Here is a 25,890-nt window from a genome sequence, read left to right on the forward strand (position 1 = left end):
GCACACGCGTTCCCCGCTGAGCGGATCGCTAACGTCGCGGGCGCGGGATTGGGCCGGATGCGGTTCCGATGCAGGGGTTGGACCGGGCTCGGTGCTGCCCGGTCCCTGAGGGGGTGGCCGTCGCTCCGCGGAGCGCACCGTCCGGCCGCGCCGGGTTCCGGATGTGCGGGCGGCGGAGCGTTGCTCTACTGGGAGGTCAGGCCGCCGCGGTCCGCGCGGCCGCCGCCGGACCGGAGGGACCGATCGTGGCCGAGGCGTCGCCGGGGAGCGGTTCGGGGCGTCCCGAGCGGGTCGGCGCGCTCGTCGTCGGGTCAGGCTTCGGCGGTGCGGTGGCGGCGTACCGGCTGGCGGAGGCGGGCCGGTCGGTCGTCGTCCTGGAGCGCGGCCGGGCGTATCCGCCGGGGAGTTTCCCCAGGACCCCGGCGGAGCTGGGGCGGGCCCTGTGGGACCCGAGCGAGGGGCTGTACGGCCTGTTCGACGTCTGGCGGTTCGGGGGCTGCGACTCCCTCGTGTCCAGCGGGCTGGGCGGCGGTTCGCTGATCTACGCCAATGTGCTGCTCCGCAAGGAGCCGCACTGGTTCGTGCGGCGGGAGGAACTGCCCGGCGGCGGCCACGAGTGCTGGCCGCTGACGCGCGCGGACCTCGACCCGCACTACGACGCGGTCGAGTCGGTGCTGCGCCCGGTCCCGTACCCGGTGGACACCGAGCCGTACGCCCGTACGCCGAAGACCCGGGCCCTGCGGGAGGCGGCCGGACGGGCGGGGCTGCCGTGGTCTCCGGCACCGCTCGCGGTCAGCTTCGCCCCGCACCCCGGCGCGCCGCCCGGCCCCGGCCTGCCGCTCACGGACGAGCCGTACGGCAACCTCCACGGCGTGCCGCGCGGCACCTGCCGGCTCACCGGCGAGTGCGACCTGGGCTGCAACAACGGCGCGAAGAACACCCTGGACCACACGTATCTGTCCGCCGCGCGGCACCACGGCGCCGATCTGCGGACCGGGCATCAGGCCGTCACGGTGGAGCCGCTGGAGGACGGCGGCTACCGCGTGGGATACGTCGTGCACGACACGGACGGCACCGGACCGCCGGTCCGCACCGCCGACCTGCCGCGGCGGCTCATCGACTGCGACCGCCTCGTCCTGGCGGCGGGCACGTACGGCACGGTCCACCTCCTGCTGGCCAACCGGGCGCGGCTGCCCGGTCTGGGCCCGGCGCTGGGCACCCGGTTCTGCGGCAACGGCGACCTGCTGACCTTCCTGTACGGCAGGCGGGGCACGCCGGTGCCGCCCCCGGACCGGGGACCGGTGATCACCGGCGTGGTGGGCGAGGCGGACGGCGCTCCGGGGCGCGGGCACATCGTCCAGGACGGCGGCTACCCGGGCTTCCTGAACTGGCTCGCGGAAGGCGTGCGGCTGGTCGGAGGCGCCGGGCGGCTGGCCGCGTTCGCCGCCGGCCTGGCGCGGGACCACGTCCTCGGTACGGCGGACAGCAACCTCTCCGGCGAGATCGCCGCCCTGCTCGGCCCCGGCGGCGGCTTCCCCGGGGTGCTGCCGCTGCTGGGCGTGGGCCGGGACGTGCCCGACGGGGTGATGGGGCTGCGGAACGGCCGGCTGGACGTCCGGTGGACGACCGCCACGAGCCGGGCGTACTACGAGGGCGTCCGCACCACGATGCGGCGGCTCGCCGACGCGATGGGGACGGGGTTCCTGGACAACCCCGTCTGGTGGTGGCGGCGGGTCGTCACCGTCCACCCGGTGGGCGGCGCGCCCATCGGCGACCGCCCGGAGGAGGCCGTCTGCGATCCGTACGGCGAGGTGTTCGGGCATCCGCGCCTGTACGTGGCGGACGCCGCGGCGCTGCCGGGGCCGGTCGGGGTGAACCCGTCGCTGACCATCGCGGCGCTGGCGGACCGGATGAGCACCCGGCTCCTAGAGGACCGGACGCCCCGGCGGGCGCGCCGCCCGGTGTCGGCACCGGCCACGGCCCTGACGTTCGCCGAGGTGATGCGCGGGGCGCTGGCCGACGGGCCGGGGCTGGTGCTGCGCCTGACCGTCACCGTCGACGACGTGGACGCCTTCATCGACTCGCCGGACCACCGGGCCGCCGTGCGCGGGACGGTGGACTGCGATCCGCTGGGCGGCCGGCTGTCCGTACGGGAGGGCTGGTTCAACCTGTTCGTGCCGGGCGGGCTGCCGGGGCGCCGGCGGATGCTCTACCACCTCCGCCTGGACGGGCCGCAGGGCCGCCCGCTGACCCTCACCGGCCGCAAGGAGATGGGCGACGGCCCCGGGCCCGACCTGTGGGCGGACACGACCACCCTGGCCGTCGAGGTCCACCCCGGCCGGCACACACCGGGCGAGGAGCCCGGTGCGGCGCCGCTCTGTTCCGGCGTGGTGCGCGTGGGCCGGCTGGACTTCGTCCGGCAGTTGGCCTCCATGCGCGCGACGGGCCCCGCTCCGCTCGCCGCGCTCGCCCGGTTCGGGGAGTTCTTCGCCGGGGAGCTGTGGGGGGTGTACGGGCCGGGGCGGTGATGTGCGCCCCGGTGGCGTTCAGCGCGCGTGCGCGTCCAGGAAGGCGGTCAGGTGGGGGAAGATGTCGCGTGCGCTGTCCTTGCCCATGAACACGTCCTGGTGTCCGTAGCCCGGGAAGACGTGCAGCCGGGACAGACCGGGGGCGCGGGCGGCGAGTTCGCGCTGGCAGGCGGGGTTGGAGTCGGCCATGACGTGGTTGTGTTCGCCGGTGGTCAGCAGGAGCGGGGTGGTCAGGCCGGCCGCCGCCTCCAGGTAGTCGTCGGGCAGGTCGCGGTACGCCGGGTCGCCGGGCCGGTACTTGACGGCCCGGCCGGCCCGGACGATCGCCCGGATGTGCCGGTAGTAGTGCACCCCCGTGGCGCCGAACAGGTCCGCGACGCGCTCGTGGGTGACCGGTGACATCAGGGCGTGGTCGTACAGCGCGGGCCGCCCGGAGCCCCACATCGCGCTCACCATGTGGCAGGCGGGCTCCCGGCATTCGGGGTGGAAGAGCGACACCAGGCGGGCGATCATCCGGCCCCGGGTGAACGGGGCGTCCTGCGGCCAGGCGGGATTGAGGTAGGGCAGTCCGAGCACGTACTCGGTCAGGCCGGGGACGACACGGAGCTTGCAGCGGGACCACCGGGGCGGCCGCAGGACGAGGGCGGAGCTGTTGACGACCGCGCTGGTCACGCCGGTGACGAGGCCGGCGGCCAGGCTCATGGCGAAGGTGACGCCGCCCAGGCAGTGCGCGATCACGTGCAGCCGGGCCGCCGGGCCGATGTGCGCCCGGATCTCGGCGAAGGCGGTGGGGAAGTCGTGCAGGGCGACGTCGTCGAGGGTGAAGCGGTGCGCGGCGAGGTCGTACGGGAAGCGGTTGCTCATCCGGTGGTCGAGGGCCCAGACGTCCGGGTAGCCGTGGTCGAGCAGGTAGCTGGTGAGGTCCTCGTGCTCGGGCATGACGAACATGTCGCTCGACGTGGTCAGGCCGTGCACGAGCAGGACCGCGTCGGCCGGGGCGGTACCGGCGGCGGACGGGCGGCGGTAGCGGGTCAGGGTCAGACCCAGCCCGTCGCCCGCGGCGAACGGGTGGACGGTGACCTCGGCGTCCCGGACGCCTTCACCGGTGAACAGGGGGATACGGCGGCGCTGCATACGGCACTGGCCCTCCTCGGCCCCCGTGGTTCGCCCCCGACATCCTGTGACGAATTGCCGGGACAGTCCCTATAGACCAAAATATTCCATTGGGGCGACCTCTGCCGTGCACCCGTCCACCCACCCGAACGAAACCGGCCCGCCCGATGTCCGACTGTTCCGTACCGCTCCACGGAAACCGCGCGCTCGTCGGCCGCACTGAGGTCGTACGGCTCCTCGGCACGGAGGCGGAGCGGGCCGCCTCGGGCGAGTTCCGGCTGGTCGAGCTGACCGGTGACCCGGGGGCGGGCAAGACCAGGCTGCTCGGCGAGGCCGCCGGCGCCGCGCTCCGGCAAGGGCTGACCGTGCTGCGCGGCCGGGGCACGGAGTACGAGAACGACGTTCCCCTCTCGCTGGCCGTGGACGCCCTGGACGACGAGGTGGAGTCCAGGGCCGAACAGGTACACGCGGCCCTGGACCCGGAGAGCGCGCGGCTGCTCGCCGACGTCTTCCCCGCCCTGTCGGCGAACCGGCCGGGCCCGGATCCCGCCGCGGCCCCGAGCACCGGCCTCAACCGCTACCGCGTGCACCGCGCCGTACGCCTCCTGCTGGAGGCCCTCGCGGCGCCCGGTGGCCTCGCGGTGCTGCTGGACGACGTGCACTGGGCCGACGAGGGCTCGGTGGAACTCCTCTCCCACCTGGCCCGGCACCCGCCGCGCGGCCCCCTCCTGCTCGCCGTCACCTACCGCACCCGCCAAGCGGGGCCCCGGCTCACCGCCGCCCTCGCCGACGCCGCGCCGGGCCTGCGTACCCGGATCGAGGTCGCGCCGCTCACCCTCCGGGAGGCCGGTGAATTCCTCGGCCCTTCCGTGGGGGCCCGGCGCCGCCGCGCGCTGTACGAGGCCAGCGGCGGCAATCCGCTGTACCTGGAAGCGCTGGCCCGCTCCGCGCCGGCCACCGCCACCCCTACGGGCGGGGCCGCCCCGGACGACGACGGCCTGCTGCCGAGCGCCGTACGCGAAGCGCTGGCCGCCGAACTGGCCGCGCTCCCCGACGACGCGCGGCTGGCCGCCCAGGCCGCCGCCACGCTCGGCGACGAGTTCGAACCGGGCATGGTGGCCGTCGCCGCGCAGACGACCGAGGCGGAGGCCCTGGCGGCCCTCGACGAGCTGGCCGTACGGGACGTGGTCCGCTGCGCGCCCGCCCCCGGGCGGTTCCGCTTCCGCCACCCCGTCGTCCGGCACCTCGCGTACGCCTCCTCCGGCGCGGGCTGGCGGGTCGCCGCGCACGCGCGCGTCGCCGCCGCCCTGGACGAGCGCGACGCGCCCACCGTCACCCGCGCCCGCCACATCGCCCGCTCGGCGCGCTTCGGCGACCTGCTGTCCGTCGGCGTGCTCGTCGAGGCGGCCCGCGCGACCGCGTACCAGTCCCCCGCGACCGCCGCCCAGTGGCTGCGGACCGCCCTGGACCTGCTCCCCGAGAAACCCGGCAGCACGGCGGCCGGACCCGCGCCCGACCGGCTCTCCCTGCTCGTCGAACTGGCCCGGCTCCAAGGCGTCGGCGGGCGGCTCGTGCAGGGCCGGGACACCGCGCTGGAGGTCCTGCGGCTGCTGCCGCCGGACGCCTGGGCGCAGCGGGCCCGCGCCGCCCGGTTCTGCGCCATTCTGGAACGGCTGCTCAACCGGCAGGCGGAGGGCCGCGCCCTGCTCCGCGCCGAGCTGGGCCGGGTGCCGCCGGAGCACGCGGTGGACGCCGTCCCCCTGCACCTCCAGTTGATCGGCGACAGTCTCATCCGCGCCGACTTCACCGGCGCCGCCGAGCAACTGGACCGGCTGACCGCCGTACTGTCCGGGCCCGGCGGCGGCGCCGGGACGGCCGGTGACCCGCCCGACGACTGGATGCCGCTGGTGACGCTCCGGCTCGGCTGCGCCTACGGCGCGGGCGACCTGGACGCCGCGCACGCCCTCGCCGCCAAGGCCGAGCGGCTGACCGAGGACGCCACCGACGCCGAGCTGGCCCCCTGGCTGGAGTCGCTGGCCTTCCTGTGCTGGGTCGAGGCGATGATGGGCCGGCTGCCGCAGGCCGCCCGTACGGTCGAACGGAGTCTCGCCATCGCCAACGCCACCGGGCAGAGCTACCTCTCGCCGTGGATCCTGACCGCGCAGGCGTTCACGTACGGCCGGACCGGACGCCTCGCGGAGGCCGTCGACCGGGCCGAGGACGCGGTGGACGCCGCGCGGCTGCTCGGTTCCGACGAGTGCGTGGCCCTGGCGCTGGCCGTCAAATCGCTGATGGTCCGCTGGACGGGCGACGCCGCCGCCGCGCTGGCCCTCGCCGACGAGGCGATCCGGCACGCGGACGGCCGCCGGGAGTGGTGGGCGCGGCTCGGCGTCGTCGGCCGCGGGCTGGCGCTGGTGGGACTGCGCGAGGTGGACGCGGGCGCGGCGCAGGTGCTCGCCGCGTGCGACGAGTTCGTCACGCCGCTGCTGGAGCGGAGCTGTCTGCTGGTGTGCTGCGAGGCGATGGCCGACGCGGAGGCCGAGCGCGGCCGGCCCGGCGCGGCGGCGGGCTGGGCGGACCGGGCCGCGGCGGTGCCGGGCGGCGGCGCGGGATCGGGGCACGCGGTGCTGGCGCGGGCCCACGCGGAACAGGAGGGCGACCCGGCCGCGGCGGCCCGTGGCGCGGTGCGGGCGGCGGAGCTGTTCGAGGGGACGGGCGAGCGGCTGTCCGCGGCGCGGGCCTGGCTGCGGGCCGGTACCGCGCACGCGGGCTGCGGGGAGAAGTCCGCCGCGCGTACGGAGCTGGCGCGGGCGGCGGAGGTGTTCGGCGCGTGCGGAGCGCTCGGGCTGCACGCCAGGACCGTACGGGAGCAGCGGCGGCTGGGCGTACGGGCCGGCCGGGCGGCGGCGCAGAGCGACGGGCGGCTCTCGCGGCGGGAGGCGGAGGTGGCCGAGCTGGTGCGGCAGGGCTTCAGCAACCAGCGGATCGCGGAGCGGCTGTTCCTGAGTCCCCGGACGGTCGAGACGCACGTGGCCCACGTCTTCGCGAAGCTCGGGGTGTCGTCGCGGGCGGCGGTGGCGGGGAAGCTGGCGGGGGTGCGGGGGACGGAGGGCTGAGGGGGCGGGGCCTGAAGGGGCGGGGGCCCGAGGGGCGGGGGTGGGGCGGGCCCGAGGGGCGGACTGCCGGGGCTCAGTAGTGGGCCTCCCGGCTCCGTACCGGTTCAGTAGTCGGGCACGTGTTTTCCCCGATGTGGGGAGGGGGCCCCGGGGCGCACGGTGAGGGAGTCAACCTTCCCACCGTCCGGAAACGAGGCCCGGAAATGCCCGAGCTGATCGAAACCCCCGCCCCGGCGGCCCCCACCCCGACGGCCCCCGCCACCGAGCCGGCCGTCCTCACCGAACCGGCTCCCCCGGCCGCCGCCCTGACGGCCCCGCCGGTCCCGGAAGCCCCGGTGGCCCCGGAGACCGCTCCGGTGCCGGAGACCCCGGAGGTCCCGCAGGCCCCGGCCGTCCCCGAGGTCCCGCCCCTGGAACCGTTCCTGGACCCGTTGCGGATTCCGCCGGTCCTGCGGCCGGAGGTGGACCCGGAGACCGGCCGCGCCGAGCTGACCGTCACGACCCGACCCGTCCGTATTTCGTTGCACTCGCAACTTCCCCCGTCGCTGATGTGGGCCTACGAGGGGCAGGTCCCCGGGCCGACCGTCGAGGTGCGGCGCGGCACCCGGCTGCGGGTGTCCTGGGCCAACGGGCTGAGCGGCCCGTACCCCTTGATCAAGGTGGAGACGCGGGTGCCGGCGAACATCGTGCGCCCCGGGTACGACCCGGCGGCCGACACCTTCGACCGCAAGGTGGCCGCGCTGCCGCCCTGGACCGTGGTGCATCTGCACGGCGCGCGGACCAGCGGCGTCAACGACGGCTGGACCGACAACGCGGTGCCGCCGGGCGAGACCCAGCTCTCCGAGTACGTCAACGACCAGGCGTCCTGCACCCTCTGGTACCACGACCACGCCATGAACATCACCGCGCTGAACGTGATGACGGGCCTGGCCGGCATGTACTGGATACGGGACGACGAGGAGACGGCGCTCGGCCTGCCGGACGGCGCCCGCGAGATCCCCCTCGTCCTGTGCGACCGCAACGTGGACACCGACTGGAAGGGCCGCCCGACCGGTGTACTGATGCACAAGGTCCTGCGGGACGCCCAGGACGTGCCGCGGCCGTTCTACGGCCCGTACAACGTCGTCAACGGCGTCGTGCAGCCGCACCTGGACGTGGAGGCGCGCTGGTACCGCTTCCGGATGGTCAACGGCTCCAACGCGCGGTTCTTCACCCTGCGCCTGTCCCACGAGGACGGCACACTGGTCGACCCGGAACTGGTCGCCCGCGCCTTCCACCAGATCGGTACGGACAGCGGGCTGCTGCCCGAGCCGGAGCCGCTGCCGGAACAGGGCCTGACCCTGGCACCCGGCGAACGCGCCGACGTCCTGGCCGACTTCTCCGTCCTGCGGGGGATGCGCGTCCACTGGACCGACACCGCCACCAACCCGCCCGGCGCGGGGCCCTCGCCCGAGGTGCTGCAGTTCCGGGTCGCGGACGAGGCGGCGGACGACCCGTTCACCCTGCCGGGCCGCGTCAGCCCGTCCTACGTACGGCTGAGTCACGCCACGGCCCCCGACCACGGGCACCGGTGGATCGTGCTGACCCCGCCCGCCGTGACCGGGATGCCGATGATGTGGGAGATGGAGACCGTCGAGGACGCCTCGTCGGTGGAGATTCCCGATGACGGCATCGTGCAGGTGCAGCGGCCGGGACAGCCGCTGCTGACGCTGCGCCGGGTCGCCGAGCTGTTCGACGACGCCACCACGATCATGGCGCGCGAAGGCGGCTGGGAGCAGTGGAACGTGCTGAACCTGGGCGGTCCCGTGCACCCCTTCCACATCCACCTGATCCGCTTCCAGGAGACCCGGCGGCAGAACTACGACGGCCGCGGCTTCCAGCGGCTGGTCAACGGCGACGGCACGGTACGCGGCTACGGCACCGTCACCCCCGTCACCTTCACCGGGGACCTGCCCGTCACGGGCGCCGGCCTCGGCTGGAAGGACACCGTACGGGTCGGCGACACCCGGCCGGCGCCCGCCGGGTCCGGTCAACTGGTGTCCGTACTGGGGCAGTTCGACGGCGGCTCGGGGCGCTACATGTACCACTGCCACATCCTCGAACACGAGGACGAGTCGATGATGCGGCCGTTCACGGTGATGCCCGGTCCGGTGATGGACATGCACCCCGGCATGCACGGAGGCGGCCACGGAGGCTCAGGAGGGCACGGGGGCTCAGGGGGCCACGGAGGTCACGCGTCATGACGTACCCGCCTTCCATCCCACAGGACCCCGCCCGCGCCGCACCGAAGGAGCGCACCACCATGACCACCTCGACCGACACCCCAGGCACCCCCGGCACCCCGGCACCGCGCCCATCCGGCACCGCGACGGACGCCGGGTCCGCCCCACCGGCGGCCGGACCCGTGTCCTGCCGGTGGAGAGCCCCGCCCAACTGTGCGAACGGCTGCCGCTCACCTACCACGCGGCGCACACCGTCATGACGGCCCGGCACGACACCGTGCGGGTCCTGGACGGCCGGGACGACCGGCTGCTCGTCATCGCCGGGCCGTGCTCCGTGCACGACCGGGCGGCCGCCCTCGACTACGCGTCCCGGCTGCGGGAGGCGGCGGCCGCCCTGGCCGACGACCTGCTCGTCGTGATGCGGGTCTACGTCGAGAAGCCGCGCACCTGCCTCGGCTGGCCCGGCCTAGTCGGCGACCCCGGCCTGGACGGCGGCGCCGACCTCGGCCGCGGCCTGGCCGAGGCCCGGTCCCTGATGCTCGACATCGCCGAGACCGGGCTGCCGGTGGGCTGCGAATGGGTCAACCCGGCCACCCCGGCGTATCTGTCCGACGTCGTCGCCTGGGGCTCCGTCGGGGCCCGTACGGCGTCGAGCCAGGTGCACCGGGACCTGGCCAGCGGCCTGCCGATGCCGGTCGGCGTCAAGAACGGCACGGACGGCTCGGTGCAGGTCGCGGTCGACGCCGTACGGGCCGCGGCCGCACCGCACACCTTCCTCGGCGCGTCCGGCGCCGGGCCGGTGGCGGTGCTGCGCACCAGCGGCAACCCGGACTGCCACGTCGTCCTGCGCGGCGGCGCGGACGGTCCCAACTACGGTGCGGCGCACGTCCGCCGGGCGGCGGAACTGCTCGCCGGTGCCGGGCTGCCGGTCCGCGTCGTCGTGGACGCCAGCCACGGCAACAGCGGCAAGCAGCACGAGCGGCAGCGGGTGGTCGCCGACGACCTCGCGATGCGGATCGCCGACGGTGACACCACCGTGCGCGGCCTGCTCCTGGAGAGCTTCCTCGTACCCGGCCGCCAGGACGCCGGAGCCGGCCGTCGGCTGGTCTTCGGACAGAGCGTCACCGACGCGTGCCTCGGCTGGAGCGGCACCGCCCAACTGCTGCGGGAACTGGCCGGCGCGGCGCGCGCCCGCCGCGCCTCCTGCCCCCGCCCCCGCCGGGCGGCGGACCCCGGTTCCGCCGTCCTCGGCACCACCCCCTTCCTGGAGAGGACTTGACCGTGTTCACCCCGCTCCGCTACCCCAGTACCGACCGCCGTCCGCCGGACGGCGCCGCCGGCGGCCGGTCCCCCGGCCGGCCGGCCCCGCGCCCCTTCGACCTCGGTGACGTCGCCCGTTTCAGCAGCCCGCTGACCCGGATGCTGCTCGCCAGCGACGGGCTGACCACCACCCTGCTGGAGTCCGCGCTCGCCACTCCCCTGCGGCTGCGCGTCCTGCACCAGGGCACCGCGCCCGCCGCCGCGCAGGACGCGCTGGCCCGCCGCTGCCTGAGCCTCGGCCGCGACGAACAGGTCCTGGTACGCCGCTCCGCGCTGGCCGACGCCGCGCTGACGCCCGTCTCGCTCAACACCGTCGTCGGGCTGGTGCCCGACGACCCCGCCCTGGCCGCGTGCCTGACCAGCGGCCGTACGCCGATCGGTTACGGCCTGCGGGCCGCCGGCGCGATGCGCACCCGGCGGCTGGTGGAGGTCGGCGTGGCCGGGTGGGAACAGGACGGCCGGGTCCGGCCCGCCGTGTTCAAGGCGTACGTGGTCCTCGACGGCGACCGGCCCTGGCTGTTCATCCGCGAACTGTTCAACCCGCGGCTGGTGCCCGCCGCGACGGAGCATGCCGGGCCCGGTGTCCCGGCGCCGGGCAGCGGTCCGGCGCCGGTCCGGCCGCACCCGGTCGTCGTCCCGTCACCGCCCGCGCGCCAACGGCTGGCGGGCCGCCCCCGGCCGCTCACCGAGGAGATCGGGCGCGCCGGAGCCCCCGTGCCGGACCCGCATCCGGCGCTGGCCCCGACGGCGGACGGCGAGGCGTTCCTGCTGCACCTCGGGCGCCATGCGACCGGAGCGCTGACGACGGCGGCCTCCGGGCTGGCCCACTACGTGGCCGGTGTGCCCGTCACCGTCGTCACCGGCGGGCACCCGCCTCCGGGCGTGCTGCCGCGCGAGGCGCGGTGGGTCGCCGAGGAGTATCGCGCGGCTGCCCGTTCCCATCCCTGGCTCAGCGACTTCCCGCAACTGATGTCGTTCCTGGACGCCTGCCCGCCGGCCATCGCCGGGCAGGTCCGGTGGACGGCCGACGGCGACCGGGTGCCGCCGCCCGGCGCCGTGGCCGGCCTGCGCCCCCGGCCGGGCTGTCATCCCCGTGCGGTCGCCGCGCGGTGTGCGGCGCTCAATCCGGGCCGGGTGCCCGGGCGGCTGCTGCTGGCGGTCCGGCTCGCGCCGGACCGGATCGTGGCCGAACTGCCCGCGCTGATCGAGGCCGTGGCCTCCACCGGCACCCCGGTGACGTGGGTCTGCGCGCCCCGGCCCGGCGGAGACACGGCGGCGGCCGAGGTCGACACGTTCTTCGACACCCACTACTCGGTGGGCAGCCGGCCCGGCGGTCTGCTGCTCGACGAGAACGGCCGGACGCCGGCCGAGGTGCTGCGGACGGTGCACGCCGCCGCTGCCGCCTGGCAGCCGGTTCCCTGACCGGACCGGCCCGTCCCCCCACCCCCTCTGCAAGGAAAGCGAGCCTCTCATGTCCAGCCGACGCCACACCGACATCGCCCTCATCGACGAACAGGGCCCCCTCCCCCGCCGCACGCTGCGCGCCGCGGTCACCGACCGGGCCGCCGAACTGGCCGCGCTGGGGCTGCGCCCCGGCGACCGGGCGGTGCTCTGTCGCCCCAACGGCCGCCGGTGGATCACGGACTACCTCGCGCTGGCCGAACTGGGCGCCGTGGGCGTACCGCTGAACGCCGCTTCGGCACCGGACGAGCTCCGCCACGCGGCCACCGACAGCGGCGCCACGCTCGTCCTGACCGCCGAAGGGCCCGGCCCACCGCCACCACCGCCGCCCGACTCCGAAGACACCACCGACACCACCGACCTCACCGACCTCACCGACATCGCGACCATCGCCTACACCTCCGGCACCACCGGACGCCCCAAAGGAGCGCTCCAGACCCGGCACGCGGTGCGGCTCGGCGGGGAGAACATCACCCGGCGGCTCGCGCTGGACCCCGGCGACACGGTGCTCAGTCCGCTGCCGCTCGCCCACACGTACGGCACCAACGTCCTGAACGCCGCGCTGTCCGCCGGGGCCGCCCTCGTCCTCCTCACCCGCTTCACCGAGGAGGCGGTGGCCGAGGCACTGCGCCGCCACCGCCCCACCGTGCTGGCCGGCGTGCCGACGATGTACCGGCGGCTGCTGGCCCGTCCGGGGCTGCCGCTGGAGTCGCTGCGCTGTTCGCTCTCCGCGGGCCAGCCCGCCGGCGAACCGCTCGCCCGCGCCTGGCAGGAACGGTCCGGTGCCGTCTTCGCCGAGGGCTGGGGCATGACCGAACTGGCCGGCCTGGCCTCGCTCACCCCCGCCGACGACCCCGGCCACCCGGGCACCGCGGGCCCGCCCGTGCCGGGCGCCGGGGTCCGTACCGGCGAGGACGGCGAGCTGCTGGTACGCGGGCCGTTCGTCACCCCGGGCTACCTCGGCTCCCCCGAGGCCACGGCGCGGGTCCTGACGCCCGGCGGCGAACTGCGCACCGGGGACGTCGGACGGGTGACGGACGACGGCGGCGTGACCGTCCTGGACCGCCTCAAGGACGTGATTCTGTGCGGCGGTTACACGGTCTACCCGGCCGAGGTCGAACGGGTGATCTCCAGCCATCCCTCGGTGGCCGCGGTCGCCGTCACCGCCCTGCCGGACGCGGTACGCGGCGAGGCCCCGCAGGCCTGGATCGCGACCGCCGGGGGCGGGGCCGCCGACGAGGCCGCGATCCTCGCCCACTGCCGGGCCCACCTGGCCCCGTACAAGATCCCCCGCCGTACGACGTTCCTGCCCGAACTCCCCACCACCGCGGGCGGCAAGGTCGCGCGCGGCCGGCTGCCCCGTTAGGAGGCCGTCATGGACACCACTGCGACACCGCACGTCCTCGTCGTGGGGGCGGGCCCGGTCGGGCTGGCCACGGCCCTGCTGCTGCGGGCGCGCGGCTCGGCCGTCACCGTCCTGGAGGCGGCGGCGGAGGACGCGCCGCGGCCCGGCAGCCGGGCGATCTTCCTGCACCGGCAGTCGCTGGCCACGCTCGCCGCCGCCGATCCGGCGCTCGGCGCCGCGCTGGTCGGCAACGGGCTGGTGTGGGGCGCGAGATGTACGACGTTCGAGGGCCGCGAGGTCCATCGCCGTACGTACACCCCGCCCCCGGCGGAGCGCGCGCCGTTCTCCAGCCTTCCGCAGCCGGTCATGGAGGAACTGCTGCGCGCGGCCTGCCGCCGCGCCGGTGCGGAGATCCGCTGGGAGAGCCCGGTCACCCAGCTCGCCTCCTCGCCCGACGGCGTGGTGATGCGCACGCCGGACTGCGAGCACCGTGCCCCGTACGCGGTCGGCTGCGACGGGGCCAGGTCGGCCGTGCGCCGGGCCGTCGGCGTACGGCTGCGCGGTCCCCGCTCCCCGCACGCGTTCCTGGTGGTCGACGTGGCCGACGACCCCGCGCGTCCGATGCCGCACGAGCGGGCGTTCCACTACCGCGATCCGCGGATGGCCGGGCGCCATGTGCTGACCGTGCCGTTCCGCGGCGGGCTGCGCGTGGACGTCCAGTGCCGTCCGGACGACGATCCGGAGGCGCTGTCCGGGGCCGCGGCGGACTGGCTGCCCGGTCTGCTGCCGGACGGGCACGCCTGCGCGGTCACCTGGTCCTCGCACTACCGCTTCCAGCAGGCGGTCGCCGACGATCTCACCGACATGTACGGCCGGGTGCTGCTCGCCGGGGAGGCGGGGCACCTCTTCGCGCCCTTCGGGGCCCGGGGGCTGAACTCGGGCATCGCCGACGCGGCCACGGCCGCCGACGCGATCGCCGCCGGCGACGTGGCCGGCTTCGCGGCCGTCCGCCACCGGGCCGCCCTGCTCAACCGCCGGGCGTCCGGGCGCGCCCTGAGCCACCTCACCGCGCCCGCCTCCTGGCAGCGCGCCGCACAGCGGCTGGCGGCCGCCGCGGCGCCCCGGTCCCGCCGCGCCGGGCGCTGGCTGGACTCCGCCCCGTACGGCCCGCGCGACGCCGGTATCCCCGGGAGCCGCTACTGAGGGACGGCGTCGCGCGTTCCTCTCCCGTGCGGCGCGGGACGGCTGCTTCCGTCATGCCTCACCGGCCTCATCCGGCTCAGCGGTCACCGCTGCTCCCGAACCACCTTGCGCACGCCCCGGATTGCTGCATCCTGGTCACTCACGACGGTGGCCACGAGGGGGCGCGGTGCAGTCCCGACGTGATCTGATGATCCGGGAGTTCGTCGGTCGGCGGCTCGTCCGCGCGCACGGCGAACACACCCGGCACCCGGCCCTGCTGCTGCTCGGGCCGCGCGGCAGCGGCAAGACCACGCTCGCGGGACGGCTGGAGAACTGGGGCCGCCGGGCGCCGATGGCCGCCCTGGACCTCTCGGCGCTCGACGACGGGGTGCACCACCCCGTCGACGTGCTGGCCCGTATCGCCTTCCAGCTCAACGCCCGCCGGCCGGACTTCCCGCCGCTGGCCCTGCCGTCCTTCGCCGTCCTGCTGATGGCGCTGTCCGCCGAGGCCGACCCGGAGAGCCGGGACGCCGCGCTCGGCCAGATGCGCGAGGCGCTGCGGGCGGGCCGCGCGGAGGACCACTCGCTGGCGGTGTTACGGGACCTGGTGACGTCGGTCGGTGTGCCGATGGGGCTGCCCGGCTGGTCGGCGGCGGTCGTGCCGCTGATACAGGGGTGGCAGCGGGCCCGGGTGTGGTGGGGCGTGCACCGGCGGTTCGGCCGGGTACCGCGCGGCGGCTCCCGGCCCCAGGTCCCGGCGGACGCCCTCGTCGAGCTGAACCAGCACTTCCGGCACGGCACGGCGGCCCAGCGGGAACGCGCCGAGTCGGTGCTGCTCCAGGCGTTCCTCGCCGATCTCCAGGGCGCGTACACCCGGCACGGCGGCGACCGCGCCCGCACGCTGCGCTGCCTGGTGCTGCTGGACAACGCCGACAGCGAGCTGGGCGACGCGTTCCTCCAGGCCCTGGTCGAGGCGCGGGCCGCCGCAGGGCCGGAGCACTGTGACCCGCTGGTGGTCGTGGCGAGCGCGCGCCGCGCGCCGGAGGTGCTGCGGCAGTTGGAGCGGGGGCCCCGGCCGCTCGGCAGCTACCTGTCGTGCTGGCAGCCGCCGGAGCAGGAGGACGGGCCGGAGTCGTTCGTGCCGCGGACCGTCGCCCGGCCCGGCGGCGGCGCCCGGCTGGAGGTGGCGCAGTTGCGTCCGCTCGACCGGGCCGAGGTGCAGGAGCAGGCCGGTCCGTACGTGAAGCGGATGCCGCAGGCGGCGCTGGCGGGCATCACGCATCCGGTGGCCTGGCTGGGCCGTACGGTCCACGAGCTGACGCGCGGCCACCCGGCCGCGACCGGTGCGGTGCTGGCCGCGCTGGAGGACTTCGCGCCGGACGTGCCCTGCGGGCAGCGGCTGCGCCGGGTGCTGGCGCCCGAAGGACCGCATTCCGTCGCGGACGAGCTGCTGGAACTGCTCCTCCAGGACCTGCCGCGGGAGCTGGCCGACGGCGCGCTGCCCCGTGCGGCCGCCGCCGTCACCCTCGGACAGGCCGCGAGCGCCGCCGAGCTGTGGCGGCAGGCCGACGCCCCGCCGCGGCTCCTGCGCGGGCTGGCCCACGACGACCAGCACGCCGAACGGATCATCTTCGACGGGCAGCCGCACAGCGCGCTCCCGGCCATGGTCCGCACCCTGCTGCTGGGCCGGCTGTCGCTGGCCACGGCGCCCGCCGGCGCCCGGGTGCCGTGGGTCCGTACGCACGAGATCCTGCGGGACGCGGCCGAGTCGGGGCGTGCCGGGGCCTACCACCGGCTGGCGGCCGGTGACGTCCAGGGCGCCGCGGCCTATCTGTACGAGCGCTTCCTCGACGTGTGCGGGGGCGGGGGTTCGGCGCAGGCGTGGTGCGCGGAGCTGTCCTTCATCCAGCGCGCGCCGCGCCGCTGGGAGGCGGACACGCTGGAACGCACACCTGGCGCGGAGTTCCAGCACCGGCTCGCGCGGGCGCAGAGTCCGCCCGACCAGTTGATGGTCACCCGCCTGCTGGTCGCCGGGTGGATCACCACCCATCCGGCGTCCGACCCCTGCGCGTCGCTGTGGTCCGACCCGCTGGGCGACCCGGTGGCCGAGCTGTACCCGAAGATTGCCGATGCACTGCAGACCCTGAGCGGCCGGCTGGGCGACGAGACGGACCACGACGTGCTGTGGCAGCGGGCGGCCGCCTACGAGAGGAAGCCCTGGTGACCGTCGGATGAGTGGCGAGGACGAGCTCCCGGCCCCGCGGCCGCAGCCCCGCAGATGGCTGCGGGCCGCCGTCGCCGTGGTCATCGCGGGCGCCCTGGGCGTGGGCGGGTACTGGGTCTACGATCGGGTGTTCGAGCAATGTGCGGACGGGGTGCGGAAGCAGGGACCGCAGGACGAGTGCGTGGGCGTCACCGACGGCTCGTACGTGTTCGACGCCTCGCTGCGGGACATCTCCCACCAGATCCTCGCCGAGAACCGGCGGGTGGCGGCGTCCGGCAAACCCTGGGTGTCGGTGGCCTACCTCCAGCCGATGACGACGGGCGCCGGCGACCGGGGGCGCGACAGCATACGCCGGGAGCTGGAGGGGGCCTACCTGGCCCAGCGCGAGCTGAACGACCCGCAGCGCGGCGGACGCGGCGACTCGCCGCAGATCAAGCTGCTGCTGGCGAACAGCGGCGCCGGGTCGGCGCAGTGGGAGCCGCTGGTGGACCAGCTCAAGGAGATGAAGGACGGGGACCAGCACCTGGTCGCCGTGGCGGGCCTCGGGCAGAGCCGCCGGACCACCCAGGAGGCGGTGGACGCCCTGCGGGAGGCCAGGATTCCCATGATGGGCTCGACCGCGACCGCCGACGCGATAAACCGGCCGGGCCAGACCGGCTTCTGGCGGGTGGCGGCGACCAACTCCGACCAGGCGTCGGCCGCGGTGCGCTATCTGCGGACCCTGCAGAACCGCCCCGGGCAGCGCCCGTACCGCGTGACGACCATCAAGGACCGCAACGAGCAGGACACCTACAGCACCTCCCTGTACCGGAGTTTCTCGGCGGCCTCCGCGCGCCACGGCCTGAAGGTCACCGACCTGGGCCTGGCCTACAGTTCGGCCGACCCGGCCACCGCCAACGCCCTGTCCTCGCTCGCCGACCGGGTGTGCGCCGACCGGCCGGACGCCGTGTACTTCGCGGGCCGGGGGCGGGCGCTGCGCGTCTTCATCGAGGCGATGGCCGCCGCCGGGCGGCGCTGCCCGACCACGGTGGTCACCGCGGACGACGTGGTGGGCGTCTTCGACATGCCGGAGAGCTACGAGTCGCGCCAGGCGTTCCGGAAGGTGTGGGAGCGCAGCCGGGTCACCGTGCGCCACACCGTGCTGGCCCACCCCGACCAGTGGACCGACACGTACCCCGGCTCCGTCAACCCGCTGCCGCAGTTCCGCGACGCCTACCGGCAGGACATCCGCCGGCTGGCCACCGAACTGGCCGACGGGCAGGCGATGATGGGCCACGACGCCCTGCTCACCCTGGGGGTGGCGATCCGCGACGGCGCCGGGCGGCAAGGCAACAGCCCGGTCACCACCGGCAGCACCCGCCAGATGCTGCTCCAGATCAGCGGCAGCAAGCCGGTGTACGGCGTGAGCGGGCCGATCCGCTTCGACGACCGCGGCGATCCGGTGGGCAAGCCGCTGGCCCTGGTGGAGCTGAAGCCGGACGGCTCGTACGACTTCCTGAAGGTGGTGTGGCCGTAGGGCGGCGTTCACGCTGCTCGTGCGGCCTGCGGTGCGCCCGTCTTGGCGCGCAGGCTCGTGCCGTAGCGGCGCAGGAGCAGGACGGCGGTGGTGGCGAGGCCGGTGAGCAGGCCGAGCCAGATGCCGAGGGTGTGCAGCCCGGCGGCGAAGCCCAGGAGCCAGGCGGCGGGCAGGCCCACGGCCCAGTAGCCGACGAGGGTGATGCGGAAGCCGCTCCTGGTGTCGTCCAGTCCGCGCAGGAGCCCGACGCCGATGTTCTGGGCGCAGTCGAAGAATTGCAGGACCATGACGACCAGCAGCAGGTGGGTGGCGATGGAGACGGCTTCGGTGTCCCGGGTACCTCCGGTGTCGAAGAACGGGGCGAGGACGAGTCCGGGCAGCGTGACGTAGACGACCGCGACGCCGGTCATGACGGCGCCCGCGCAGGCCAGTGCGGTGTTCTTGATGCGCAGCGCGATGTCGGCGCGGCCGAGGGCGAGTTCGCGGCTGACGTTGACGGACGCGGCGTGGGAGAGGCCGACGGCGACCTGGAAGACGATGTAGACGAGCTGGTTGACGGCGGTGTGCGCGGCCAGTGCGGCGCTGCCGAAGGAGCCGGCCATCAGGGCCGTGACGGAGAAGAACCCGGCCTCGGAGCCGTAGGTCGCGGCGATGGGCACCCCGAGCCGGACGATGCGGGCGGCCGTGGCGCGGTCGGCCCTGGCGATGTTGAGGCTGAGGTGAGGGCCGAGCACCGGGTCGCGCCGGGCGGCGGCGTACAGCGCCAGGAAGGAGAGGAAGTACACGAGCGTGGTGGCCACGCCCACGCCGGGCAGGCCCAGTTCGGGCAGCCCCCAGGTGCCGTGGATCAGCCCCCAGTTGAGCGCGGCGTTGACGGCGACGGAGACGACGGTGATGCGCAGGAGCGCCTGTGGCCGCCGCATTCCCACGGTGAACTGGCGGACGGCCTGGAACCACAGGCACGGCAGCAGGCCCGGCGCGAGGGCGAGCAGCATCGTCCGTGCCCGGGCGACGACGTCCGCGTCCTGGCCGAGCCAGGTCAGTGCCTGGCCGATGAGCAGCATGAGGACGGCGCCCGCCAGTCCGGCGAGGGTCGCCACGGCCAGTCCGGCGCGGACGATCGTACGAACCTCCTGGTCCCCCGCGCTCGGGCCCGCGCCCCCGGCCGCTTCAGCGCGCGCCGACGCCGCGGCGATGCCGTTGCCGACGGAGGTGACGAGGCCGACGCCCATCGTGCGCAGTTGGTTGAAGACGACGATGGCCAGTCCGCCCGCCGCGAGGTCGGCCGTGCCGAGCATGCCCATCATCACGGTGTCGGTGGTCGTCAGGGCGACTTGGGCGAGCTGGGTCAGGACGAGGGGGACGGCGAGGACGGCCAGGGCGCGGCTGTCGCGGAGGAGCGTGGTCACCTGCATGGACGGGCTCATGTCTGGCGGAGTTTGGTGAGCGTCTCCTCGATCTCGCGCTCCAGGTCGCGGTCGAGGAGGGCGCGGGCGTGCATCCAGTCGTCGTCGAAGACGGTGTCCAGGTACTTCTCGCCGCCGTCGTTGACCAGAGCGACCATAGTGGTGCCGGGCGGGGCGGCGGGGAGCCGGGACAGGGCCTCGTGGACGACGCCGCCCGCGGAGCCGCCGATGAGCAGGCCGGTGGCGCGGGCGACGGCGCGGGCGGTGGCGAATGCCTCGATGTCGCCGACCTTCACGCCGTCGTCGATCAGGCCGAAGTCGACGAGCGCGCCGATCTCGGCGCCTTCGGGTGTGCCGGTGCCGGACTGGTAGTAGTCGTGGGCCGGGCCGCCGAAGGCGATGGAGCCTTTGGGTTCGACGCCGACGGTCCGGCAGTCGGGGACGAGGGTGCGCAGTTCGCGGGTGGTGCCGCAGAGGGCGCCGCCGGTGCCCACCGCGCCGATCAGGACGTCGATCTGCCCGTCGAGGGCCTGGTGGAGTTCGTGGGCGACGGGGAAGTAACCGACGCCGTTGCTGGGATTGTTGTGCTGTTCGGTGAAGACGGTGTTGTGCTGTCCGCGGGCCATCTCCGCGGCCAGCTCCTCGCGGGCGGCGGTGGCCAGCTCGTCGGTGCCGTCGTCGGCGGCGTAGACGAGTTCGGTGCCCAGCGCCCGCATGGCACGCAGTTTGTCGGCGCAGGCGTGGTGGTCCACGACGGCGGTGAAGGTGTAGCCGCGCTCGGCGGCGATGACCGCGAGGCCGAGGCCGGTGTTGCCGGAGGTGGACTCGATGATGCGGCCGCCGGGCCGCAGCGCGCCGCGTGCCTCGGCGTCGAGCACCATCTGGCGGGCCATCCGGATCTTGGCGGTGCCGGTCGGGTTGAACATCTCCAGTTTGAGCAGCAGACGGCTGCCCGTCTCGGTGCGGCACAGCTCGTACAGCGGGGTGCGGCCGATGAGGTCGGAGATCCGGGAGACCACGGCGGGACGTGCGAGGGCCTCTTTCACTGGGCGGCTCCTGGGCAGGGAAGGGCTGGTCACGAGGTTGGCGCGACGACGGGCCGGGCGTTCCTCAGCGGGCGGGGCACCGGTCGAGACGCCAGCGCGGCCGGGGGCCCGGTCGGTCCACGACGACCTTGGGCGGCAGCGGCAGACCGTGGAACGGGGACTCGTTCGAATCCATCTGGTATCCGGCGGTGTTCGGGTAGACCAGCAGGTCGCCGACGCGGGGCCGGGCGGGGAACGGGACCTTGCGCCAGGTGAGCAGGTCCGACTCCAGGCAGGTCGCGCCGCCGACGCACGCGGGGTGCACCGCGTCGCCGCGGGCCCGTCCGTCCGGGGTGACCAGGTACGGGTCGGGCAGGTACTCGCTGTTGAACCACTGCTCGGAGAGGCTGAGGCTGGTGCCGTCGACCGTGAGGATGCGGTAGCCGTCGCGTTCCTTGACGCCCTGGACGCAGAAGACGGACGCGCCGGCGCCGTCGAGCAGCGCCCGGCCGGGCTCCGCCATCAGCAGCGTGCCGGTCTCCTTGAGCCGGCCGGCCAGGCTCGTACGGCCGCCGGCGGGGACGGTGGCGAGGACGGCGCGCAGGGCGTCGGCCCCGGCGACGGGCGAGTGGTACGGATAGAAGCCGTCGGCCTCGAACGTCTTGTGCGCGTGGTAGTGCGCGGGGCGCTGCGCGGCGAGGAACGTCTGCCAGTGGCGGGCGCTGCTGTAGTCGACGGCGAAGCCGCCGCCGATGCTGATCCGGTCGGCCCGCAGGCCCAGTCGCCGCGCGCGCAGGCAGTGGTCGAGGAGTTCCCCGGCGAGGTCGGCGCGCGGCCGGACGGCGTAGCCGGAGAGGTGGAAGCTGAAACCTTCCATCCGTACGGCGTCCCCGGCGCGTACGCACCGGTCGAGCGCGGTGTCCAGCTCGGCGGCCGTCATCCCGAAGCGGCTGTGCTGCTGCGCGGACGGCAGGCAGCGCAGCAGAAGGCGGGCCGGGCGCGCGGTGCCGGTCAGGGCGAGGGTGATGAGCAGGTCGAGTTCGTCCAGGGCGTCGACGGCGACCAGGCAGCCCTGGAGCGCGGCCAGGCGCAGCAGGGCGTCGCTCTTGGCTGGTCCGGTGACGACGAGGTGCTCGCCGCGTACGCCGTGGCCGAGGGCTTCGCGCAGTTCCGGGACGCTCGCCACGTCCATGCCCGCGCCGTGGGCGGCGCAGCGTTCCGCCCAGACGGCGGCCTTGTTGGCCTTCTTCGCGTAGTACACGCGCCCGGCCACCCCGGCGTCGTCCAGGGCGGCGCGGAAGGCGGTGAGGTTGGCGTCGAAGCGGTGCGGGAGCAGGAAGTGGAAGGGGCCGTCGAAGGCGTAGGACAGTTCGTGCAGCAGGCCGCTGTCCATGATCCGGTCGGTGCCGGGGTCGGGGTGGGCGGGCAGCGTCGGTACGTCGGTGGAGCGCAGGCCGGTCACCGCCACAGCGCCACCTGCGTTCCCAGCCCCTGGTCGAGGGCGAGTTGGGCGAAACGGTGGCCGAGGGCGATGTCGGTGACGACCAGTCCGCTGTTGTAGGCGAAGACACGTTCCCGCGCGGTGCCGCGGCCGGTGGCGGTACCGGCCAGCACGGCCGGGAACTCTGCGTCCACGGTGGGGAACCCGCCCGCCGCGTCGGCCATGTCGGTGCCGGTGACCTTCATCTGCGCCTCACTGGTCGCCACGACCCGGTCGGCGCGGTGCAGGGCGGACGGCGCCAGGCCGTGCCCCACGAGGACGGACAGCGCGCCGGGCCGGAGCCAGTCGGCCTCGACGGCCGCGGTGGTGTGGCCGCCCGCGGTCGCCACGAGGACATCGGCGTCGCCCGCCGCGGCCCGCAGGTCGGTGACCAGTTCCACGTCCCGTTCGGGGAAATGGGCGCGCAGCTCTTCGCGTACCGCCGCGACGCCCTCGGGGTGGGTGCCGGACAGCATCAGGCGCTCCAGGTCCGGCAGCGTCGTCAGCAGGAACGGCAGGGCCAGGCGCCCTTGCGTGCCGGTGCCGATGACCAGGGCGCTGCGGGCGCCGGGCGGGGCGCACTCGCGGGCCAGCAGGGCGGAGACGGCCGGGGTGCGCAGCGAGCCGATGCGGCCGCAGTCCATCATGGCGACGGGCAGGCCGGTGACGTCGTCGTAGAGCGTCAGCGTCGTGTAGTAGTGCTGGCTGCCGCGGTCCTTGTCCAGGCCGTGCTTGTACGAGGTCTTGACGGCGACGACGTCGCGGGAACCGTCCCGGCCGAGCATCGCGTAGGCGACGGAGTGCCCGTCGGCGGGTTTGACGGTGAGTTTGCGCGGGTTGTCGGAGCCGCCCGCGGCGAGGGTGCGGTAGGCGCCTTCGACGGTGGCCACGACATCGGCGAGCGCGATGCCGAGGCCGGCCAGGTCGCTGGTGGTCAGGATGCGCAGGGTCCGGTCGCCGGCGGATATGGAGCGGGGGTCGGCGGCCACGGTGCTGTCGGTCATGTCCGTCCTCGGGGAGCTGCGGGCTGTCGTCCGGTGGGGACTGTCATCCGGTGTGGGCTTCGACGGCGGCCTGACCGTAACCGTGCTCCGACGCCTCTGACAGGGGGCGTGTACGGCGCGCGGGGACACGGACGGAGGCACGCTTGAGCCAGCGGTCGGTGCCGTCGTAGCGGGCCCTGAAGGGCACCCGGCCGTGTACGACCAGGTCGTTGTCGACGACGAGCACCTCGCCCGGTGCGAGGCGCACGGCGCCCGAGACGCGGGCGAGTTCGTGCTCCAGGCGTTCGTAGGCGGCGCGGTGGGCGGGGCTCGCGTCGTCGAGGGGGGTGTAGGCGGGGTCGAAGCGCAGGGTCAGGCCGTCGTCCGACCGGAAGAGGGTGGGGACCGGGGGCGGCGGGCCGCCGTCGAAGTTCCGGGCCTCGGGGTACGCGTCGTCGGGCAGGATCGGCAGCACCGGGCGGCTCAGCAGCTCGATGTCGGCCTCGTCCAGCCTTACGTGGCGGATGCCGGCCGCCGTGGTGGCGACGCGGTCGGGGTTGCGCAGGCAACTGAGCATGAGCAGGTGGGCGCGGCCGGGGTGGAAGGCGTCCTCGGTGTGCGGGCTGAGCAGCACGCTGCTGCCGGCGCCGGTCTGCTCGGTCTCGCGGCCGGGGGCGGGGACGATGTTGTGCACGAAGCGGCCGTCCTGCTGGCCTTCCCAGGCGAGGGGGTTGCCCATGACGGTGGCGAGCAGCAGCAGGACGACGTCGTGCACGGCGCCGCTGTCGCCGGCGGCGGCCCAGCCGGCGGGGGTGGGGCCGAGTGCGGAGTCGTCGACGTGCAGGCCGCGCAGGACGAACAGGCCGTCGTCGGTGTCGACCGGCCGTAGCTGATGACGGACCGTGCCGGGCAGTTCGGCGGCGGACTCCGCGACGCGGGCGAGGAGATGCGGGGAGGCGGCGGAGGTACCGGCCGCGGCGAGGATCTTCTCGGCGGTGCGGCGCAGTTCCGTGGCGTCGGCGGGGTCGAGCTGGCGGACGGGTGCGGCTCCCGTGGTCATGTCGAGGCAGTCCGTTTCCGTTGAGGGTGGGAATCGGGTCCGGTGCGGCGCCGCGCGGGCAGGGCGCGGCGCGCTCGACGGGCCGGGCAGGGGCGGCCATGGCTGCCGTTCCGTGTCCGGGTCCAGCGGACAGTAACGACGCTACTCATCCAACTTAGGTTAGGCAAACCTCACTTTATTTGTCGCGCCTGCCCGCCTTACGACAACTCCCGCCCGTTAACGCCCAGTTGACGACGGCCAATAGGCGCACTCGGCGGCGAGCGCCCTTGCGGACCCGGAACTCATTAGGGTAGGCAACCCTAAGTGACCGAACGAACAGAGCGAGGCGGCGTGGACTTCTCCAGAAGGCAACTGCTCGCGGCCGGCGGGAGCTTGGGCGCGGCCGCGCTGCTCTCGGCGTGCGGCGGCGACGGCGCGGCACCCGCCGCCGGCGGCTCCCCGCGGCAGGGCGGCACCCTGCGCATCGGCGCCCTGGGCCGCCCCTCGGCGATCACCCGCGACCCGCACGGCACCCAGGGCAACGAGAGCGACTACCTCGTCATCGCCCTCGTGTACGACACGCTGACGGCGCCCGGCGACAAGGACAACACCGTCGGCCGCCTCGCCTCCGCCTTCACCCCCTCGAAGGACCTGAAGACCTGGCGCTTCACCGTCGCCGAGGGCGCCGCCTTCCACGACGGGACCCCCGTCACCGCCGACGACGTGGTCTGGTCGCTGCGCCGGCTGCGCGGCACCCCGTCCGGGGCGGCCCGGCTGCCCGGCGTCACGGCGGACCGCATCACCGCCGACGGCAGGCGCACCGTCGTCCTCGTCTCCGACTACGCCAACGCCGAACTCCCCCTGCTCACCCGGCTGACGACGTTCGTCCTCAAGAAGGGCACCGCCGACAAGGACATACCCGGGGCCCCGGGAACCGGTCCCTTCAAGCTGGACTGGTACCGCGACGGCAACGCCCGGCTGCTGCGCAACGCGCACTGGCACGGCGGCGCGGTCCACCTCGACGCCGGCGAAGTCACCATGTTCCAGAGCCCGCAGGCAATGGCCAACGCCATGCTGTCCGGGCAGATCGACGTAGCGTCCAACGTCGGTGCCGTCGCCGCCCGTACGGCCAAGGCACGCCAGGACATCCGGATCGTCCGGCGCCCCGACGACATGGCCATGCCCATCGTGATGCGTACCTCCAGCGGTCCGTTCGCCGACCCGAAGGTACGCGAGGCGATGAAGCTGCTGGTGGACCGCGAGGCGATGGTCGCCCAGGTGCTGTCCGGGTACGGGACGGTCGCCAACGACATCCTCGGCACCGGCGACCCCGCGTACGCCAGGGACATCCCGCAGCGCAGGCGGGACCTGGGCGCGGCGAAGAAGCTGCTGACCGACGCGGGCTTCGACCTCTCCCGTACGTACCGCCTCGTCACCACCGAGGACGTCGCCGGGCTCGCCGAGTCGGCCACCCTCTTCGCCTCCCAGGCCCGCGAGGCCGGCGTCAAGGTCGAGGTCGTCAAGCAGGAGTCCGGCGCCTTCTACCAGAAGACCTGGCTCAAGGGCGACTTCTACACCAACTACTGGGGCACCAACGACTCGGTGGTGTTCTTCGCGTCCAAGACCCTGACCACCGGGGCCGGCCAGAACGAGGCGGACTGGTCCGACACGGCGTTCGACGCCGCGTACCGCAAGGTCCTGGCCACCGCCGACCGCACGGCCCGCACCGCCGCCCTGCGCGGCCTCCAGCGCATCGAGCACGAACGGTCCGGCTATCTGCTGTGGGGCATGGCGGACGGCATCGACCTGGCCGCGCCGAAGGTGCACGGCCTGCCGAAGCTGCCCGGCTACGGGCGCGTCCAGCTCGAAAACGTCTGGCTCGCCCCGTGACGGAGACCGGCACCCGGCCTGCCGAGGCCCCCGTCCGGCC

16 protein-coding genes are annotated in these 25,890 nt (G+C 74.9%); 10 read left to right on the plus strand and 6 right to left on the minus strand.

The window, feature by feature from the left end:
* Window positions 1–245 precede the first annotated feature (245 nt).
* Window positions 246–2,528 carry a GMC oxidoreductase gene (locus tag EJG53_RS03835; protein ID WP_218041903.1) on the plus strand — a complete coding sequence of 761 codons (2,283 nt, stop codon included), beginning with the start codon at window positions 246–248 and terminating at the stop codon, window positions 2,526–2,528.
* 18 nt (window positions 2,529–2,546) lie between these two features.
* On the opposite strand, the gene EJG53_RS03840 is transcribed toward EJG53_RS03835, so the two are convergent.
* Window positions 2,547–3,662 (minus strand): alpha/beta hydrolase, encoded by a 1,116-nt coding sequence (locus tag EJG53_RS03840; RefSeq protein WP_125043596.1) that lies wholly within the window; start codon window positions 3,660–3,662, stop codon window positions 2,547–2,549.
* A 146-nt stretch (window positions 3,663–3,808) separates the two neighbouring features.
* Between EJG53_RS03840 and EJG53_RS03845 the strand changes: the two genes are divergently transcribed.
* From EJG53_RS03845 to EJG53_RS03880, 8 genes are all read left to right on the plus strand, one after another.
* Window positions 3,809–6,757 carry an ATP-binding protein gene (locus EJG53_RS03845; protein ID WP_125043597.1) on the plus strand — a complete coding sequence of 983 codons (2,949 nt, stop codon included), beginning with the start codon at window positions 3,809–3,811 and terminating at the stop codon, window positions 6,755–6,757.
* Between the two features lie 203 nt (window positions 6,758–6,960).
* Window positions 6,961–9,000 carry a multicopper oxidase family protein gene (locus tag EJG53_RS03850; RefSeq protein ID WP_125043598.1) on the plus strand — a complete coding sequence of 680 codons (2,040 nt, stop codon included), beginning with the start codon at window positions 6,961–6,963 and terminating at the stop codon, window positions 8,998–9,000.
* A 172-nt stretch (window positions 9,001–9,172) separates the two neighbouring features.
* Window positions 9,173–10,258, plus strand: a complete 1,086-nt coding sequence (locus EJG53_RS03855) for a 3-deoxy-7-phosphoheptulonate synthase (protein ID WP_218041904.1) — start codon at window positions 9,173–9,175, stop codon at window positions 10,256–10,258.
* 2 nt (window positions 10,259–10,260) lie between these two features.
* The gene (locus tag EJG53_RS03860) at window positions 10,261–11,721 is read left to right on the plus strand and encodes a 3-deoxy-7-phosphoheptulonate synthase (protein ID WP_125043600.1); all 1,461 of its coding nucleotides are present in this window, start codon (window positions 10,261–10,263) and stop codon (window positions 11,719–11,721) included.
* A 49-nt stretch (window positions 11,722–11,770) separates the two neighbouring features.
* Window positions 11,771–13,126, plus strand: coding sequence for a class I adenylate-forming enzyme family protein (locus tag EJG53_RS03865; RefSeq protein WP_125043601.1), 1,356 nt, complete (start codon window positions 11,771–11,773; stop codon window positions 13,124–13,126).
* 9 nt (window positions 13,127–13,135) lie between these two features.
* Window positions 13,136–14,308, plus strand: coding sequence for an FAD-dependent monooxygenase (locus EJG53_RS03870; protein ID WP_125043602.1), 1,173 nt, complete (start codon window positions 13,136–13,138; stop codon window positions 14,306–14,308).
* A 166-nt stretch (window positions 14,309–14,474) separates the two neighbouring features.
* A complete protein-coding gene (locus EJG53_RS03875) occupies window positions 14,475–16,511 on the plus strand; it encodes a P-loop NTPase family protein (RefSeq protein WP_125043603.1) in 2,037 nt (678 codons plus the stop codon).
* 7 nt (window positions 16,512–16,518) lie between these two features.
* A complete protein-coding gene (locus EJG53_RS03880; RefSeq protein WP_125043604.1) occupies window positions 16,519–18,027 on the plus strand; it encodes an ABC transporter substrate-binding protein in 1,509 nt (502 codons plus the stop codon).
* A gap of 8 nt (window positions 18,028–18,035) precedes the next feature.
* Here EJG53_RS03880 and EJG53_RS03885 read toward each other — a convergent pair whose 3' ends face one another.
* From EJG53_RS03885 to EJG53_RS03905, 5 genes are all read right to left on the minus strand, one after another.
* Window positions 18,036–19,454 carry an MATE family efflux transporter gene (locus EJG53_RS03885; protein WP_125043605.1) on the minus strand — a complete coding sequence of 473 codons (1,419 nt, stop codon included), beginning with the start codon at window positions 19,452–19,454 and terminating at the stop codon, window positions 18,036–18,038.
* Entirely contained in the window at window positions 19,451–20,479 is a 1,029-nt protein-coding gene (locus EJG53_RS03890) for a cysteine synthase family protein (RefSeq protein WP_125043606.1), read from the minus strand. Before EJG53_RS03890 ends, EJG53_RS03885 begins: the two co-directional genes overlap by 4 nt.
* 64 nt (window positions 20,480–20,543) lie before the next feature.
* Window positions 20,544–21,926 (minus strand): Y4yA family PLP-dependent enzyme, encoded by a 1,383-nt coding sequence (locus EJG53_RS03895; protein ID WP_125043607.1) that lies wholly within the window; start codon window positions 21,924–21,926, stop codon window positions 20,544–20,546.
* A complete protein-coding gene (locus tag EJG53_RS03900) occupies window positions 21,917–22,942 on the minus strand; it encodes an ornithine cyclodeaminase family protein (protein WP_125043608.1) in 1,026 nt (341 codons plus the stop codon). Before EJG53_RS03900 ends, EJG53_RS03895 begins: the two co-directional genes overlap by 10 nt.
* Window positions 22,943–22,985: 43 nt before the next feature.
* Window positions 22,986–23,981: a TauD/TfdA family dioxygenase gene (locus tag EJG53_RS03905; protein WP_125043609.1), complete on the minus strand. Its 996-nt coding sequence runs from the start codon at window positions 23,979–23,981 to the stop codon at window positions 22,986–22,988.
* 330 nt (window positions 23,982–24,311) lie between these two features.
* Between EJG53_RS03905 and EJG53_RS03910 the strand changes: the two genes are divergently transcribed.
* A complete protein-coding gene (locus EJG53_RS03910) occupies window positions 24,312–25,850 on the plus strand; it encodes an ABC transporter substrate-binding protein (RefSeq protein WP_125049135.1) in 1,539 nt (512 codons plus the stop codon).
* Window positions 25,851–25,890: the final 40 nt, after the last annotated feature.

It is taken from the genome of Streptomyces chrestomyceticus JCM 4735 (assembly GCF_003865135.1).
Taxonomy (GTDB): domain Bacteria; phylum Actinomycetota; class Actinomycetes; order Streptomycetales; family Streptomycetaceae; genus Streptomyces; species Streptomyces chrestomyceticus.